At 55.3% G+C, this 14,080-nt stretch carries 16 protein-coding genes, 1 riboswitch and 1 other annotated feature; of the genes, 10 read left to right on the top strand and 6 right to left on the bottom strand.

Going from position 1 to position 14,080, the window contains the following annotated elements; all coding sequences use genetic code 11:
• On the bottom strand, positions 1–1,218 hold the full coding sequence (gene pepT, locus EL294_RS06330) for a peptidase T (protein WP_126465899.1): 1,218 nt from the start codon (positions 1,216–1,218) through the stop codon (positions 1–3).
• Positions 1,219–1,299: 81 nt separating this feature from the next.
• On the opposite strand from pepT, the gene EL294_RS06325 reads away from it, so the two are divergent.
• The 6 genes from EL294_RS06325 (at position 1,300) to EL294_RS06300 (ending at position 6,174) form a co-directional block, all read left to right on the top strand.
• Entirely contained in the window at positions 1,300–2,508 is a 1,209-nt protein-coding gene (locus tag EL294_RS06325; protein WP_164715247.1) for a BaiN/RdsA family NAD(P)/FAD-dependent oxidoreductase, read from the top strand.
• Positions 2,509–2,549: 41 nt separating this feature from the next.
• Positions 2,550–2,665: a sequence feature (ribosomal protein L10 leader region), on the top strand.
• A gap of 18 nt (positions 2,666–2,683) precedes the next feature.
• Positions 2,684–3,220: a 50S ribosomal protein L10 gene (gene rplJ / locus EL294_RS06320; protein WP_126465895.1), complete on the top strand. Its 537-nt coding sequence runs from the start codon at positions 2,684–2,686 to the stop codon at positions 3,218–3,220.
• Between the two features lie 36 nt (positions 3,221–3,256).
• Entirely contained in the window at positions 3,257–3,646 is a 390-nt protein-coding gene (rplL, locus tag EL294_RS06315; protein WP_126465893.1) for a 50S ribosomal protein L7/L12, read from the top strand.
• Positions 3,647–3,703: 57 nt separating this feature from the next.
• Positions 3,704–4,378: an AzlC family ABC transporter permease gene (locus EL294_RS06310; RefSeq protein WP_126465891.1), complete on the top strand. Its 675-nt coding sequence runs from the start codon at positions 3,704–3,706 to the stop codon at positions 4,376–4,378.
• Positions 4,371–4,700 (top strand): branched-chain amino acid transporter permease, encoded by a 330-nt coding sequence (locus EL294_RS06305; RefSeq protein WP_126465889.1) that lies wholly within the window; start codon positions 4,371–4,373, stop codon positions 4,698–4,700. Before EL294_RS06310 ends, EL294_RS06305 begins: the two co-directional genes overlap by 8 nt.
• Positions 4,701–4,752: 52 nt before the next feature.
• Entirely contained in the window at positions 4,753–6,174 is a 1,422-nt protein-coding gene (locus EL294_RS06300; RefSeq protein ID WP_126465887.1) for an NCS2 family permease, read from the top strand.
• Between the two features lie 64 nt (positions 6,175–6,238).
• Here EL294_RS06300 and EL294_RS06295 read toward each other — a convergent pair whose 3' ends face one another.
• A complete protein-coding gene (locus EL294_RS06295) occupies positions 6,239–7,009 on the bottom strand; it encodes an IclR family transcriptional regulator (protein WP_164715246.1) in 771 nt (256 codons plus the stop codon).
• A 141-nt stretch (positions 7,010–7,150) separates the two neighbouring features.
• On the opposite strand from EL294_RS06295, the gene EL294_RS06290 reads away from it, so the two are divergent.
• The gene (locus EL294_RS06290) at positions 7,151–8,533 is read left to right on the top strand and encodes a L,D-transpeptidase family protein (RefSeq protein WP_126465883.1); all 1,383 of its coding nucleotides are present in this window, start codon (positions 7,151–7,153) and stop codon (positions 8,531–8,533) included.
• Between the two features lie 77 nt (positions 8,534–8,610).
• A riboswitch (FMN riboswitch) is annotated at positions 8,611–8,724 on the top strand.
• Positions 8,725–8,790: 66 nt separating this feature from the next.
• On the top strand, positions 8,791–9,408 hold the full coding sequence (locus EL294_RS06285) for an ECF transporter S component (protein ID WP_126465881.1): 618 nt from the start codon (positions 8,791–8,793) through the stop codon (positions 9,406–9,408).
• A gap of 49 nt (positions 9,409–9,457) precedes the next feature.
• Here the strand turns inward: EL294_RS06285 and EL294_RS06280 are convergent, their stop codons facing one another.
• Positions 9,458–9,967, bottom strand: a complete 510-nt coding sequence (locus EL294_RS06280) for an ECF transporter S component (RefSeq protein WP_126465879.1) — start codon at positions 9,965–9,967, stop codon at positions 9,458–9,460.
• Positions 9,968–10,180: 213 nt separating this feature from the next.
• Between EL294_RS06280 and EL294_RS06275 the strand changes: the two genes are divergently transcribed.
• On the top strand, positions 10,181–10,714 hold the full coding sequence (locus EL294_RS06275) for a rhodanese-like domain-containing protein (protein WP_126465877.1): 534 nt from the start codon (positions 10,181–10,183) through the stop codon (positions 10,712–10,714).
• A gap of 51 nt (positions 10,715–10,765) precedes the next feature.
• On the opposite strand, the gene EL294_RS06270 is transcribed toward EL294_RS06275, so the two are convergent.
• From EL294_RS06270 to EL294_RS06260, 3 genes are read right to left on the bottom strand one after another with little or no spacing between them, the layout of a single operon-like run.
• Positions 10,766–11,233, bottom strand: a complete 468-nt coding sequence (locus tag EL294_RS06270) for a dihydrofolate reductase (protein ID WP_126465875.1) — start codon at positions 11,231–11,233, stop codon at positions 10,766–10,768.
• The gene (locus tag EL294_RS06265; RefSeq protein ID WP_126465873.1) at positions 11,230–12,441 is read right to left on the bottom strand and encodes a GNAT family N-acetyltransferase; all 1,212 of its coding nucleotides are present in this window, start codon (positions 12,439–12,441) and stop codon (positions 11,230–11,232) included. The genes EL294_RS06270 and EL294_RS06265 overlap by 4 nt, the downstream gene beginning before the upstream one ends.
• Before the next feature lie 38 nt (positions 12,442–12,479).
• Complete coding sequence (locus EL294_RS06260) at positions 12,480–13,136, bottom strand: GntR family transcriptional regulator (RefSeq protein ID WP_164715245.1); 657 nt, start codon at positions 13,134–13,136, stop codon at positions 12,480–12,482.
• Between the two features lie 173 nt (positions 13,137–13,309).
• Here EL294_RS06260 and EL294_RS06255 point away from each other — a divergent pair, with 173 nt between their 5' ends.
• The gene (locus EL294_RS06255; RefSeq protein WP_126465869.1) at positions 13,310–14,080 is read left to right on the top strand and encodes an alpha/beta fold hydrolase; all 771 of its coding nucleotides are present in this window, start codon (positions 13,310–13,312) and stop codon (positions 14,078–14,080) included.

Raw genomic sequence — 14,080 nt, 5'->3', positions numbered from 1 at the left:
CTATGCCCGCTTTTCCATCTCGGCGAGGAGGGCGACGAGGAAGTCCCGCGCCGCCTCCATGTGTTGGATGGGAATATATTCGTAGGGGCCGTGGAAGTTCATGCCGCCGGTAAAGAGGTTCGGCGTGGGTAGCCCCATCCAAGAGAGGCGACTGCCGTCGGTGCCGCCGCGGATCGGTTCGATAACGGGTTCGATCCCCATCTTCTCCATCACCTCGACGCAGAGTTCGATGGTGTCCATATGGGGTTCGATTTTTTCGCGCATATTGCGATAGCTTTCTTGTAGTGTGAGCGTAATGCGTTCGCCGTATTTTTTGTTCAAAAATTCCACCGCCGCGCGCAAAATCTCTTCCATGGCCTGCACCTTTTCGGCGTCGAAGTCCCGCAGGATATACGCCATTTCGGCGGAATCGACGCTGCCGTGGAACTGATCCAGGTGGAAGAAGCCTTCATAGCCCTCGGTGTATTGGGGCCGCATCTGCTCGGGGAGCATACGGTCCAGTTCCATGCCGAGGGCGATGGCGTTGATCATTTTGTTTTTGGCGCTTCCGGGGTGGACGCTTACGCCCTGAATGTCGACCTTGGCGCTGACGGCGTGGAAGCACTCGTACTGCACCTCGCCCAGGCGGGATCCGTCCAGGGTGAAGGCGAAGTCCGCGCCGAAGGCCTCTACGTCGAAGTGGTCCATGCCGCGGCCGATCTCCTCGTCGGGCGAAAAGCCGATGGCGAGCTCGCCGTGGGGGATGTCCTTTTCGATGATTTCTTGGAGGGCCGCCATAATAATGGCGATGCCCGCCTTGTCGTCGGCGCCGAGGAGGGTGGTGCCGTCTGTCACCATCAGATCCAATCCGACGACGTCTTCTAAGGCGGGGAAGTCCTCTGCTTTGAGGACGATGTTTTTCTCTTCGTTTAAGGCGATGTCGCCGCCTTCGTAGTGGACGATGCGGGGCTTGACGTCTTTGCCGCTCATGGCGGGGGCAGTGTCCATATGGGCGAGGAGTCCCACCACGGGCATATCCTTGTCGGTGTTCGCCGCCAAATGCGCGATGACATAGCCGTTGGGGTCGATGGCGGCATCGCGGAGCCCCAGTTCCTTCAGCTGCTCGACGAGGACCTTCGCGAGATCCGTCTGCCGGGCGGTGGAGGGGAAGGTGTCGGAGTTTTCGTCGCTGGTGGTGTGTATCTTTACGTATTGTTCCAAACGTTCTGTGATGTTCATAGTTTCTCCTTTCTTATACCCTTGTATTGTAGCACAATGGCGTGTTATACTTCTCGAAGAAATACGGAGAGGGGGAAAATCGTGGAGATCGCAATTATCGGTGGCGGCGCGGCGGGCCTATGTGCCGGCGTGCACCTCGTACGGGGCGGGGCAAAAGTCACCATCTACGAGCGCAAGGACCGCGTGGGAAAAAAGCTCCTCGCCACGGGAAACGGGCGCTGCAATGTGAGCAATCGGGATCTGGATCTGCGGCACTGGCATCACAGTGCGGCGTTTGTAGAGGAGATCCTCGCCGAATTTTCGCCGGCGGTGCGGGACGAATTCTTTGCGAGCCTGGGGATCGATCTGGTGGAGGAGGACCGGGGCAAGCTGTATCCGGCCACTTTGCAGGCGCGTACGGTCCTTAACTCCCTGCGCCGCCACTTCGCTTCGGCGGGGGGCGAGGAAAAGACCGACTGCTTTATCCGCGCCGTACATCCCGAACAGAACGCCCTGCGCCTGGAGGGAGAAGGCGAGGTGTATGCAGCCGATAGGGTGCTGGTGGCCACGGGCGGACGCGCCATGCCCGCTTCGGGAAGCGACGGCAAGGGATACCAAATCCTCACGAATTTGGGGCATAAGCTGACGCGCACCTTTGCCGGCATCAGCGCCCTCGTCTGCGAAAGCCCGTATTTGCGGCACTTAAGCGGCACCAAGGTAGAGGGCACGGTCGTCTTGTATAGAGACGGCGAAGAAGTGCAGCGGGAGACGGGCGAGATCCTCTTTGCCAAAGACGGGATCAGCGGCCCGCCGGTGCTCGACCTCGCCCGCGCGGTGGGACAAGAGAAGGGGCAATTTACGGTATCGGTGCCCATGCTCAACCACCTCGAGCAGATTCCGAAGTACCGGGAGCGGATCGAATCCAGAAGCTATCTCGCCGATACGGCGGAGGGCTTTCTCGAGGGGATTGTGTCCAACAAATGGGTGCACGTCGTCTTAAAGGAGACGGGGATCGGGCGAGACGAGCCCATGGACGCCTTGGACTACGAAGACCGCATGCGCCTTTTGGATGCGCTGTTCGCCTTTTCGATGCCCGTCACCGGCGTGCGTGGCTATGATTTTGCCCAGGTAACCTGCGGCGGGATCGACCTCGCGGACTTTACGCCGCAGCTGGAATCCGTCCTCTGTCCCGGGGTCTACGCCGCCGGCGAAGTGCTGGATGTAGACGGGGACTGCGGCGGCTATAATATCCACTGGGCCATGGCCTCGGCACGGCGCGCGGCGCTCGATATGCTGAAAAAAATGTCGTAAAAAATCACAAAAGACCTTTACAATCCGATCGGGCTCTGATATTATATAGCACGTTGAAACCGCAGACAGCAGGTGGTTCGCCTTAATTTCCTGCCGAGGTGACTGAATCCGATTTGGTACTCGCATTGTGTCTGCAATGTGATTTTTTTATGTTCAAAAACAAGGAGGTGAATCTGTGAAAGAAGCGCTACTCCAACAAAAAATTGATCTGGTCAACGAGATCAAGGAAAAGATCGAAAATTCCCAATCCATCGTGTTCGTCGACAATAAGGGCATGACCGTTGAGCAAGTGACCGAACTCAGAAAACAACTTCGCGAAAACGGCGTGGACTATAAGGTCTACAAGAACACCATGTTGAAACGTGCATTTGACGCCTTGGGATACGAAGACGTCAAGGAACACCTCGTCGGCCCCAGCGCCGTCGCCTTCGGCTTAGAGGATGCGGTACAACCCGCCAAGATCCTCTTCGACTTCGCCAAGGACAACGACCGCATCGAGATTAAGGCCGGCTTCTTAGACGGCAAAGCAGTCGATGTAGCGGCTGTAGAAACTCTTGCAAAACTTCCGTCTCGCGAAGTTCTTATCGCGCAATTGCTCGGCGGCCTCAATGCACCGATCCAAGGATTGGCTACCGTACTTTCCGCAAACATCAAGGGTCTGGCAGTTGCACTGGATCAGATCCGCGAAAAGAAGGAACAAGAAACTGCCTAAGGGCACAGAAAAATTGTATATGGAGGTATAAATACCATGGCATCTGAAAAAGTTACCGCTCTTATTGAAGAGATTAAAACCCTGTCCGTTATCGAACTCGCCGAAACCGTAAAGGCACTCGAAGAAGAATTCGGCGTAAGCGCAGCCGCTCCCGTAGCCGTTGCCGCAGCAGGCGCACCCGCAGCAGGCGGAGAAGCCGCAGCCGCTGAAGAACAAACCGAATTCGACGTCGTTCTCGAAGCTGCCGGCCAAGAAAAAGTAAAGGTCATCAAGGCCGTTAAAGACATCACCGGCCTCGGCTTGAAAGACGCGAAAGCCCTCGTAGACGGCGCTCCGAAGCCCGTTAAGGAAGGCGCAAGCAAGGAAGAAGCCGAAGAAATTAAGGCAAAACTGGAAGAAGTCGGCGCTACCGTCGAAGTAAAGTAAAGCGATAAACCGTCCCGCCTCGGGGCGGTTTTTGATTACCTTTTTTTAGGAGGAGTCATGAAAGCGTTCAGAAAGGTGTTCCCTCGAACCGTTCCCATATTGATCACCTATGCCTTTTTGGGCATGGGCTTCGGCGTATTGGTAAAATCCGCAGGACAGTCTGGGCTCGTCAGCTTTCTTATGAGCTTTTTTATCTGTGCGGGCGCCATGCAATTTGCGACCGTGGGCCTCTTCGCCGAGCCCCTTTCCGTCTTGGGCCTCGTCATCCTCACCCTATCGGTGAACCTGCGCTATCTCTTTTACACCCTTTCTCTCCTTACGCCCTTACAAAAGGCGCCGCTCTGGAAACAGGCATTGATCGCCCATTTCGCGAGCGACGAGACATTTTCCCTCTACGTCACCGGCGGGGAAGACGGCTCGGTGGCCGATGCGGACTATATGTTTGCCGTCGGCGCCTTAAACTTCGCCTATTGGGTCGTCGCCTCGGTACTCGGCGTTTGGGTCGGCACTCTGCTGCCCATCGACGCGACGGGGATCGATTTTTTGATGACGGCGCTGTTTATCGTCACCGTGATCGACCAGTGGGAAAAGACCGACCATCATCTGCCGACGCTCTTGGGATTCGGCGCCTCTGTCGCATCGCTTCTCGTCTTCGGACCGGACAAATTTATATTGCCGGCCATGGCGATCATCTTGGCGGGCAATTTGATCTATAGGAGAAAATATGAGTAACAAAGAAATCTTTATCGCCATCGCCATCGTGGCGGCCATCACCTTTGCCATTCGTACCTTCCCCATATTCTTCTTTTCCGGAGACCGAAAGCTCCCCGCCGTCGTGGCGGACTTGGGGGCGCTGCTACCGTATTCCATGATGGCGCTGTTGGTCGTCTACTGCCTGCGCACCATGCACTTTCGGGATCCGTCGGGCTTTGTGCCCCTGCTCGCGGGATCGGCCATTACCGCGATCAGCTACAAGGCGAAGCACAATCTGATCCTTTCGATCGTATTGGGGACGGGATTGTATATGTTTCTGATACAGGGAGTTTTCCTCTAAGTCCGTGTCGTGATATACTTGAAGCTGACTTCAACGGAACAAGGAGGAATCAATGGAATCATTTTTTAAACTGCGGGAGAACGGCACGGATCTCTCCACGGAGATTTTGGCGGGTTTTACCACATTCTTCGCCATGAGCTATATCATCTTCGTAAACCCGGCCATCCTCTCCCAAACCGGCATCCCCTGGGGTGCCGTGTTCTTGGCGACGATCATCGCCGCGGTGGTCGCGACCTTGGTGATGGGTCTGTTCGCCAATGTACCTTACGCGTTGGCGCCGGGCATGGGACTCAACGCCTTTTTCACCTATACGGTGGTCTTCGGCCTGGGCTTCAGCTGGCAAGAAGCGCTGGGGATGGTATTTTTATGCGGGGTGATCAATGTACTTATCACCGTCACCAAGATCCGCAAATTGATCATCACCTCGATCCCCGAATTTTTGCAACACGCCATTAGCGGCGGGATCGGCGTGTTTATCGCCTATATCGGCGTGAAGAATGCGGGATTTTTGAACTTTACCTTAGACCCCGGCACCTACCAAACCGTCGGCGAGACCGTGATCGGCTCGTCCGCCGCGGTGCCCGCGTTGGTAAACTTTTCCGATCCCGGCGTACTGCTCGCCGTACTCGGCCTGATTATCACCGTCGTGCTCGTGGTGCGCGGGGTAAAGGGCGCGATCCTGATCAGCATCCTCGCCACCACCGTATTGGGCATCCCCTTTGGCGTGGTGGACCTTTCGAAACTCGCAAACGGCGTATCGGTCTCCCAGTCCTTTGGCGAACTCTCTACGGTCTTTACCGTCGCCTTGGGAAGGGAAGGACTCTTGGGCTTATTTGCCGACCCGGCGCGGATTCCGCTGGTATTGATGACGATCTTCGCCTTTTCCTTGAGCGACACCTTCGATACCCTGGGGACCTTTATCGGCACCGGGCGCCGCAGCGGCATCTTCAGCGAAGAGGACATCCGCAATATGCAAAACAGTTCGGGCTTTAAGTCCAAACTCGACAAAGCGCTCTTTGCCGACTCGGTGGGCACCGTGATCGGCGCCTTCGTTGGCACCAGCAACACCACCACCTATGTGGAAAGTGCCGCGGGCATCGGCGCCGGCGGTCGCACGGGGCTCACATCGCTTGTGGTCGCGATTTTGTTTTTGCTCTCGATCTTTATCGCCCCCGTCGCTGGGCTCGTGCCCGCACAGGCGACGGCACCGGTGTTGATCGTCGTCGGGATTATGATGTGTGCGAGCTTTCAAGAGATCGAGTGGACCAATCTCGATGTCGCGATTCCCGCGTTTTTCGCCTCGATCTTTATGGGCTTAAGCTACTCCATCAGCAACGGCATCGCCGCGGGCTTTATCTTCTATTGCGTCGTTTCGCTCGTAAAGGGCAGAACCGAGCGGCTGCATCCCATACTCGTGGGATCGAGCGTACTGTTTTTAATCAACTACGGCTTGATGGCCTATTTATCGATGTAGATACAATCAAAAAAGACCTCGTAAACCGTGCGGCGGCAAGCGGCGGTTACGGGGTCTTTTTGATTTATTGTTGCCATAGGGGCTTTAGGTCTTCGAGGAAGCGGCCGATGGTTTCGCGGGCGTCCTTTTCCTCGGCGAGGATCTCTTCGTTGGCGCCCGACAGGGAGACGGTGCCGATGCATTCGCCCCGCTTGTTCAGCATGGGGATGGCGATGGAGCCGATGCCGTCGTTGATCTCGCCGATCTCTAAGGCGTAGCCGCGCGCGCGGGTCTTTTCGAGTTCCTCGAGAAGCGCGTTTTCGTCGGTAATGGTGAGGTCGGTGTAGCGTACCAGCCGCGTCTCTTCGATATATTTGCGCACGAGGCCCGGCGGTAGGGACGCGAGATATGCCTTTCCCGATGCGGTGGCGTGTAGGGGAAAGGGCGTGCGGGAGCGGGTCAATAAGAGGTAGCGGGAGGCGTCGGGGACTTCGGTGAACACCGTTAACAACTGGCCGTCGTCGACCATATTCAGCCGCGCGCTCAAACCGAAGCGGTTGGCCCAGGTGCGGAGAACGGGGAAGATTTTATTTTTCATATGGTAAAAGTAGTGCTCTTCCACCAAATTCGCCTTGGGGATAAACGCGAGGCCTAAGTAGTATACATTTTCTTCTTCGTCGCGGCTCAGATAGTGGTAGTGCATCAGGGTATTGACGAGGCCGCGGGTGGTATTGACATTCAATTTTACGATTTTTGATATCTCCGTCAGGCTCAAACGAGGGTGGACGGAGTCGAAGCAATCCAGGATTGAAAAGGCGCGGGCCAATGATTGAATCGTTCTGTGATTTTTTTCCATATTTCTCCTCATTTCATACTTTACTTTACCTATAGGATATACCGAAATATTCTTTGTGGGAAGAGGTATTATGATCTTGTCAGTCGTGAACTTTATTGGTAGACTAATACCCAAGTCAGTAAGTTTAGAAAGGGAGTAATCATGACGAGAACAATAGGGAAGATCTTCGCCGTGATCGCCGGCGTGCTTCTGCTCCTGTATGCCTTGGGTGTGGCCGCGTTTTCGCAGGTGTATATGCCCAATACCTTTATCAACGGAGCGGATATTTCTATGCGTTCCAAAAACAAATTGCCGCAGGAGTTTGCGTCTTCCTGGTCCGACTACGCGCTTCAAATTCGCGGCAAAGACGGAAAAAAAGACGAGATTTCCGCCAAGGACTTCGGCTACAAAGAAACCTTAGAAAATGTCTCGAATATCGACGCCAACCCCTGGGCGTGGCCGGTATTGAGCTTTGTCAAAAAAGACCATGCCATCGAGACCAAGGTCGAATACGACGACAGTAAGCTCGAATCGATCCTCGCCGCGCTCCATGTGATCGCCGATTCGGACATCACCGATCCCGAACCCGAAAAGATCTCCTACAAGGCGGGCACGGGCTATGTCATCGCCGATGCCGTAGAAGGCACCCGCGTCGACGGCCCGAAGCTCAAACAGTCGGTCCTCGCTGCCTTCCACAGCCAAGAGGAGGATCTGGACCTCGACGAAAAGAAGCTCTATGTGCAGGCCAAGCCGGCGGAAAACAGATCCGCCATGGAAAATCACGTCAAGAGCCTAAACGAGATCGAGGGCTTTACCCTTAGCTATAATTTTTCGGATCGCACCGAGGAATTGGCGGGAGAACCCTTAATCGCCCTCTACGGCTCCAATCCCGACGGCAGCCTTTCCCCCAGCGAGGAAAAGGTGAAGGACTATGTGGATATGCTCGCCGACAAATACGACACCTTCCGCTCTACCCGCGACTTTACCGCGACGGGCGGGGCGACCATGCGCATTAAGGGCGGCATTTACGGCTGGCAGACCGACCGCGAAAAGACGCGCGAGGAACTCCTCGCCGCCTTAAAGGAAAAGACGACCAAGGAACTCACGCCCGTCTATAAGCGTAAGGCGCTCCACCGAAATGTAGACGATGTGGGCAATTCGTATATCGAAATCGACATCGCCCGGCAACACATGTGGCTCTACAACAACGGTGAGCTGGTGGTCGACACCCCCGTGGTGACGGGCGACCCCCTAGACGGAAACAGCACGCCCACCGGCGTACAGGAAGTCTGGATGAAAGAAACCGGCCGCTATCTCACCGGCGATACCTGGAAGAGCTGGGTAAACTACTGGATGCCCTTCGACTGGACCGGTTGCGGGATTCACGATTCCAGTTGGCGCGGCAGCTACGGCGGCAATATCTATCGCGGCGGCGGCAGCCACGGCTGTGTCAACACCCCGCCGAAGATCGCAGGCACTTTCTACAAGAACGCCTTTAAGGGCATGCCCGTGATCGTATACAATTCCGCAAAACACGCCATATAAATTGCGCCCCTTGCGGGGCGTTATTTTTTTGTCATGCCGGTTTACAAATGCGATCGACGTGGTATAATACAGATAGAAATAATCTTCAGGGCGAGGTGCAATTCCTCACCGGTGGTAAAGTCCACTCGTCTTTTGACTGAATCGGTGCAATTCCGATACCGACGGTATAGTCCGGATGAAAGAAGATGTCTTTTTTCATGTGTTCAAGCCCGGGAGACTGCGGGCATTTTTTTATGCCCTTAGTTTAGGGAGGATCTATGAACCAAATTCAACGAGGAAAGTCCGTTTATTCCACGAAAAACCTCACCAAGCTCTCGATGCTCGCCGTGGTGGCGTTTTTATTGATGTATGTAGAGTTTCCGCTGGCCTTTATCGCGCCGCCTTTTATCAAGATCGACCTGTCGGATGTCCCGGCGTTGATCGGCGGCTTTGCCATGGGCCCGGTGGTGGGAATCACCATCGAGCTGATCAAATGCGTACTCGCCGTCTTCGTGCGCGGCACCGCCACCGGCGGGGTGGGCGAGCTGTCGAACTTTATCGTGGGCGCCGTATTCGTCGGCACCTCGGCGGCATTTTATCGTCGGCACAACACCTATAAAGGCGCGGTGGCGGGCCTGTTGGCGGGCGTCGTGGGTATGACCGCCCTCGCCACCTTGAGCAACTACTTTGTGGTATTTCCGCTCTATGCGAAGATCATGCCCATGGAGGCGATCCTCGAAATGGGCCGTGCCGTTACGAGCAAGGTACACAGCCTGTGGGACTTGATGGTTTACTGCATCATCCCCTTTAATCTCGTGAAGGGCTGCGTGGTCTCTATCGTAACGCTGCTTCTGTATAAACGCGTGTCGCCCTTTCTCGGCGGCAAGAGAAAATAAAAAAGACACAAAAAAAGGCCGGCTCCTTCGGGAACCGGTTTTTTTATGCCTATCGGCGGATGTTTTTCATAACCCGCGTCATGGGCGGAATCAGTATGGCGACGATGACGGCGGAGACGCCGATTTGGATCAGATTGCCGGGAATGGATGCCAAGGGCACCAAAAGCGACTTAAACATAATCGATTCGCCGATATAATAGGTCAGCACCTTGACGATAGCCAAGAGCACCATGGCGACGGCATAGCGGTTGATCTTGAACTCCTCTTCGTAGAGGCCGCCCAAGATATAGCCCATAATCAGAGCCGAGATCACCGTCATCGGCGCCCATGCCACCCAGCCGCTGGTTACGTCGAACAGTCCCATGCCTAAGGCGCCGGCGAGCATGCCGACTCGTCTTCCGAAGAAGAGGCAGGCCAAGAAGAAGGGGACATTCCCCAAGTGGATCAACCCTCCGTCGGGTGCGAAAGGCAGTTGGATTTTCACGAGCCAGGTAAATATGTATACCAATGCGATAAACAGTGCGGTAAAAACCAGCTCGCGCACGTCATACTTTTTCACTTTACACCTCCATTACACGTATTAGTATACACGGTATCGCAAAAGAAACAAGACTTTGTTTCCTTTTGTGAAAACTTTTTCAAAAATAACTATTTTTTATCAGATTTATGGAAATGCGAACATAGAGGGAAAAATAGAAGGGGCGGGGAAACGAGAAAAATTGTTTTGCGAAACGATTTTCGCATTGCTATAATTATATAAGGAGGTACAAATATGAAACATTTAAAACTGATCGCCGTTGCCGTGCTGTCCTTCGCCCTCTTGGCGGGTTGTAGCGCCGGCGGCGCAAAGGAAGGGGCCGCTGCCGATCGTCCCGGTTCCGCAAGAGACGGAAACGAAGTGACCATCGAATCCGCTTCCATGAAGTTGGTAAAGGCGGTCGAAGAAGGCCAATACGAATTGATCTCTACCGAAGACTTAAAGGGCAAGATCGACGCTAAGGAAGACATGGTTATCGTCGATACCATGCCGGAAAAATCCTTTAAGAAAAACCGCATCCCCGGCGCGGTAAACGCCGAGTTGCCGGTCAAGATGGAAGAGGTGACCCCCGAGCAAAAGGAAGCCTTTATCCAAGCGCTGGGCACCGACAAAGCAAAGACCATCGTGCTCTACTGCGGCTTTGTAGACTGTGAGCGTTCCCACGTAGGCGCCATGATCGCCAAAGAAGAAGGATTCACCAATGTGCTCCGCCAACCGGGCGGAATCGGCGCTTGGTTGGATGCCGAATATCCGGTAGAAAGCGACTGATCGCGGATGTAAAAAAGGATCGAAGAGAATTTCTCTTCGATCCTTTTCTTTTTATCGATCTTTGCGTACCCAGTGTTCCTCGATCGCGCCCTCTGCGATGAGCGTCGCACTCGACAGTACGAAGTCGGCCGCGAGATCGGGCATTTTGACCTCGCCGCCGGTGTGTCTGTCGACGCGGGTGATATAGGCTTCTTCGATGCGATCGTAGAGGCGCCGTACGGTGGTGGCTCCGCCGACCAGAAAGACGGGGCGGTCCGCATAGGCGGCGAGATGTGCATTGAGCTCCGATTCGCTCGAAAAATAGTGCACCTCGTCGCTTTCCACGCCCGCGCTACGGCTCATTACCAGGCTGATTCTGCCGGAGAGGGCGCCGGTGTTTTCGAAGGTCTTTCGGCCCATAACGAGCACGCCACCGGCGGTGCGCGCCTTGAAGCGCGCCAGGTCTTCGGGGATAAAGAGGATCTGCTTGCCGTCCTTTGCGATGGCGCCGTCTTTGTCGGCGAGGAGAAGAAGGATCATCGCAGCGTCTCGATGGGCGCGGAACGCTCGGCGGGGTGGTAGCGTCGCAATTCTTTTCTGGCCCGGTCGGGCGTCTCGGTAAAGATTCTGAGTTCGCCCACATCCCCTGCGTGGCGAATGCGGTTGTTCGCGATCAGATCGAGCCGCAGCGCCTCCGCCATCAGATCAAAGACATCGACCGCGAAAAGCGTGCGTTCCAGTTTGCGGGCGAGAAAAGTCCGAATGGCATCGGCGCGCGTGGAGAGCAGGGAATCGACGATGACGACGGCGTCGAACTCCTCTTCTTGTAAGGCTTCGGCGTGTACGGTGAGGGTCTCGTAAAAAGCGGCATCGGGACTTTCATCGGGGCAGATGCCCTCGGTGGGAAGGAGCATTTGTACGCTCGAGAGGGAAGGGTTTTGTGCTTCGAACGCCGCCTCATAGGCGCGGCCCTTGAGTTCCTCTTCGGTTCCGAGGAGCAATACGCGCTTGTTGCGACTTGTGCGGTCCGCCGCCCGGGCCGCCGCTTTCGGCAGATCCAGGTCGCGAATGCCGTAGAAGCGGCGATCGCCGGCGAGCTCGGGGGCGAGCATCGCATACTTCGTCGCCTCGACACCGGCGCGTTCGGCCACGGAAAACCACATGGCATCCACTTCGGGCAAATCGAGCACGAAGAGGTGCTCCTTGGGGAAGCGGTTGCGGAGGACGGGTAAGAGGGAAAAGCCCCGGGTCTTTGTGGTGATATAGAGCAGGGGCTTTTCCTGGCGGGGATCATAGAAGGGCGCGGCGCCGCGGGTGTTCTTTGCGACGACCTTCGAAAACTCGATCTGCAGCAGGTCGTCTTCGCTGCGGTGCTTGTTTTCGGGAAGGTAGCCCGCCGCCTCGAAGAAGGGGCGCAGAGAAAGCGGTGCGGAAGCGGTGATCCGCGTGCCCGGCGCCTCGAGTCGCTCGATCGTAGAAAGAAGCGCGGTACCGAGCCCCTCTCTGCGGTGGTTTTCTTGTATGAGCACTTCATGAATGCAAAGCGCGTCCGCATCCGCTTCTGTAACGGCGATGCCGATCAGCGCCTCTTCGTTATAGAGGCCGTAGAGGGTGCGGTCCCGATCGAGGCTTTTTCTCGCCGCATCCAGTCTAAGACCGCGGGGCCGGTAGAGAATGTGATCTCTGAGTTCTGCGGCTTCCCCATATGCGTGCGTCCCGTAGGGGACGGTTTTTACATAAATCGTCATGATGTCCTCCCGTCTTCTGTGCCCGCAGGCGTCCTATATCAGTCGTCGGTGGCGGTGCGGCCCACTTCCGTATAGTGGTAGGTCCAGTGGGTGTTTTCGAGGAAGTCCTTTAATTCCTCGGTCTTTTTTTCCCGAAAGAGTTCGGTAATATGGGCGTGTTGCTCATTGGTATCGTGCAGGAGCTTTTGCAATTCGGTGTTTTCGCCGAGTCCGTGACCCTGGCGGATAAACCGGCGCTGCAGGCGGTCGATGGTGTGGATCAAAGTCTCGTTGTCGGTCTTTGCGATATAGGTATCGTGGAAGCGCTCCTGCAGGACAAAGTACTCATCGAATTGAAAACGGTCGATGTGAAAATTCATCAATTCCACCAGATCGTCCATGGTCTTTAAGTCCTCTTCGCTCAAGCGGTTCATGGAAAGCTCCGCCGCCAGCGCATCGAGGGGAGCGAGGATGCGATAAATGTCCTCGCCTTCTTTTTTGGTCAAGGGCTTCACCCGAAAGCCGCGACGGGGCGCCGAGTCCAAAAACCCGTCCGCCGCCAACTGAATTAGTGCTTCGCGAACGGGCGTCCGAGAGATATTTAATTGCTGGCAGATGTCCTGCTCGTTCACCTTCTCGTTGGAATTGAGTTTGCCCAGGCGGATTTGCTCCGCAATAAAGTTATACACGTGATCTTTTAAGGATAAAAATTCCATTTTTTCAGCCTCCTCCTTGCCGGATACATTGAATACAATCATATCATTCGAAAAAAACAATGTCTACATTTTCTACCGAGACGCGTTTTCGAAAGAGAGGCGACCTCGGAAAACGGGATCGGAGGTTCTCGAGGGGCGTTGCTATGGTATAATGAGGATTCGAGGAGGAGTACATGGAGAAAGAGCATATACGCATCGCAGGGAAGAATATTGCGGTATACGATACAAAAGAGGGAGACGAATTTGCGATCGTCTTACACGGCTGGGGGGCGAATGTCGAGTCGGTGATGCCGATCGTCAACTGTCTAAAGGACAAATTCCGGGTCATCGCCTACGACAGCTACGGCCACGGCGGAAGCGACGAGCCCGATTCGGTGATCGGCGGCGCGGAATACGCCGCGCTTTTGGAGGCGATTTTTGCGCACTATGGCATTGCGCGAGCGCATTGTATCGGACACTCCTTCGGCGGAAAGACCCTGACCGAATTCGCCGCCACCCGCCCCGAGCGGGTGGACAAGCTGGTGTTGATCGATGCCTCGGGGGTCCTACCCAAGCGCAAGGCTTCCTATTACTACAAGGTATACAGTTTTAAGCTGTTGCGTTTTCTCTATGAGAAGCTCTTTTTTTGGCAGGATCGGGAGACGGTGCTCGAGAAGTTTTACCGCAAATTCGGATCCGACGACTATCAGGCCGCCCAAGGGATTATGCGCAAGGTCTTTGTCAAGGTGGTGAACGAATCCACCGAATCGTTCTTTCCCGCGATTTCGGCCCCGACGCTTTTGATCTGGGGCGAAGACGACGACGCCACGCCCCTGTATATGGCGCGCGTCTTCGAAGAGAAGATTCCCGAAGCGGGACTTGCGGTCTTGCCGGGGGGCCATTACAGTTACTTAGATGCGTACGGCCAATTCTGTGCCGTACTCGACGCATTTTTTAAGGAGTAA

Origin of the sequence: Aedoeadaptatus ivorii (assembly GCF_900638585.1) — a bacterium.
GTDB classification, from domain to species: domain Bacteria; phylum Bacillota; class Clostridia; order Tissierellales; family Peptoniphilaceae; genus Aedoeadaptatus; species Aedoeadaptatus ivorii.
The sequence above is the reverse complement of the archived record's forward strand: the minus strand, read 5'-3'. Positions and strand labels throughout refer to the sequence as shown.

Coding starts and splice junctions, on each gene's coding strand:
- pepT (WP_126465899.1), bottom strand. CDS start 1,218: ATGAACATCACAGAACGTTTGGAACAATACGTAAAGATACACACCACC.
- rplL (WP_126465893.1), top strand. CDS start 3,257: ATGGCATCTGAAAAAGTTACCGCTCTTATTGAAGAGATTAAAACCCTG.
- EL294_RS06310 (WP_126465891.1), top strand. CDS start 3,704: ATGAAAGCGTTCAGAAAGGTGTTCCCTCGAACCGTTCCCATATTGATC.
- EL294_RS06305 (WP_126465889.1), top strand. CDS start 4,371: ATGAGTAACAAAGAAATCTTTATCGCCATCGCCATCGTGGCGGCCATC.
- EL294_RS06300 (WP_126465887.1), top strand. CDS start 4,753: ATGGAATCATTTTTTAAACTGCGGGAGAACGGCACGGATCTCTCCACG.
- EL294_RS06295 (WP_164715246.1), bottom strand. CDS start 7,009: ATGGAAAAAAATCACAGAACGATTCAATCATTGGCCCGCGCCTTTTCA.
- EL294_RS06290 (WP_126465883.1), top strand. CDS start 7,151: ATGACGAGAACAATAGGGAAGATCTTCGCCGTGATCGCCGGCGTGCTT.
- EL294_RS06285 (WP_126465881.1), top strand. CDS start 8,791: ATGAACCAAATTCAACGAGGAAAGTCCGTTTATTCCACGAAAAACCTC.
- EL294_RS06275 (WP_126465877.1), top strand. CDS start 10,181: ATGAAACATTTAAAACTGATCGCCGTTGCCGTGCTGTCCTTCGCCCTC.
- EL294_RS06270 (WP_126465875.1), bottom strand. CDS start 11,233: ATGATCCTTCTTCTCCTCGCCGACAAAGACGGCGCCATCGCAAAGGAC.
- EL294_RS06265 (WP_126465873.1), bottom strand. CDS start 12,441: ATGACGATTTATGTAAAAACCGTCCCCTACGGGACGCACGCATATGGG.
- EL294_RS06260 (WP_164715245.1), bottom strand. CDS start 13,136: ATGGAATTTTTATCCTTAAAAGATCACGTGTATAACTTTATTGCGGAG.
- EL294_RS06255 (WP_126465869.1), top strand. CDS start 13,310: ATGGAGAAAGAGCATATACGCATCGCAGGGAAGAATATTGCGGTATAC.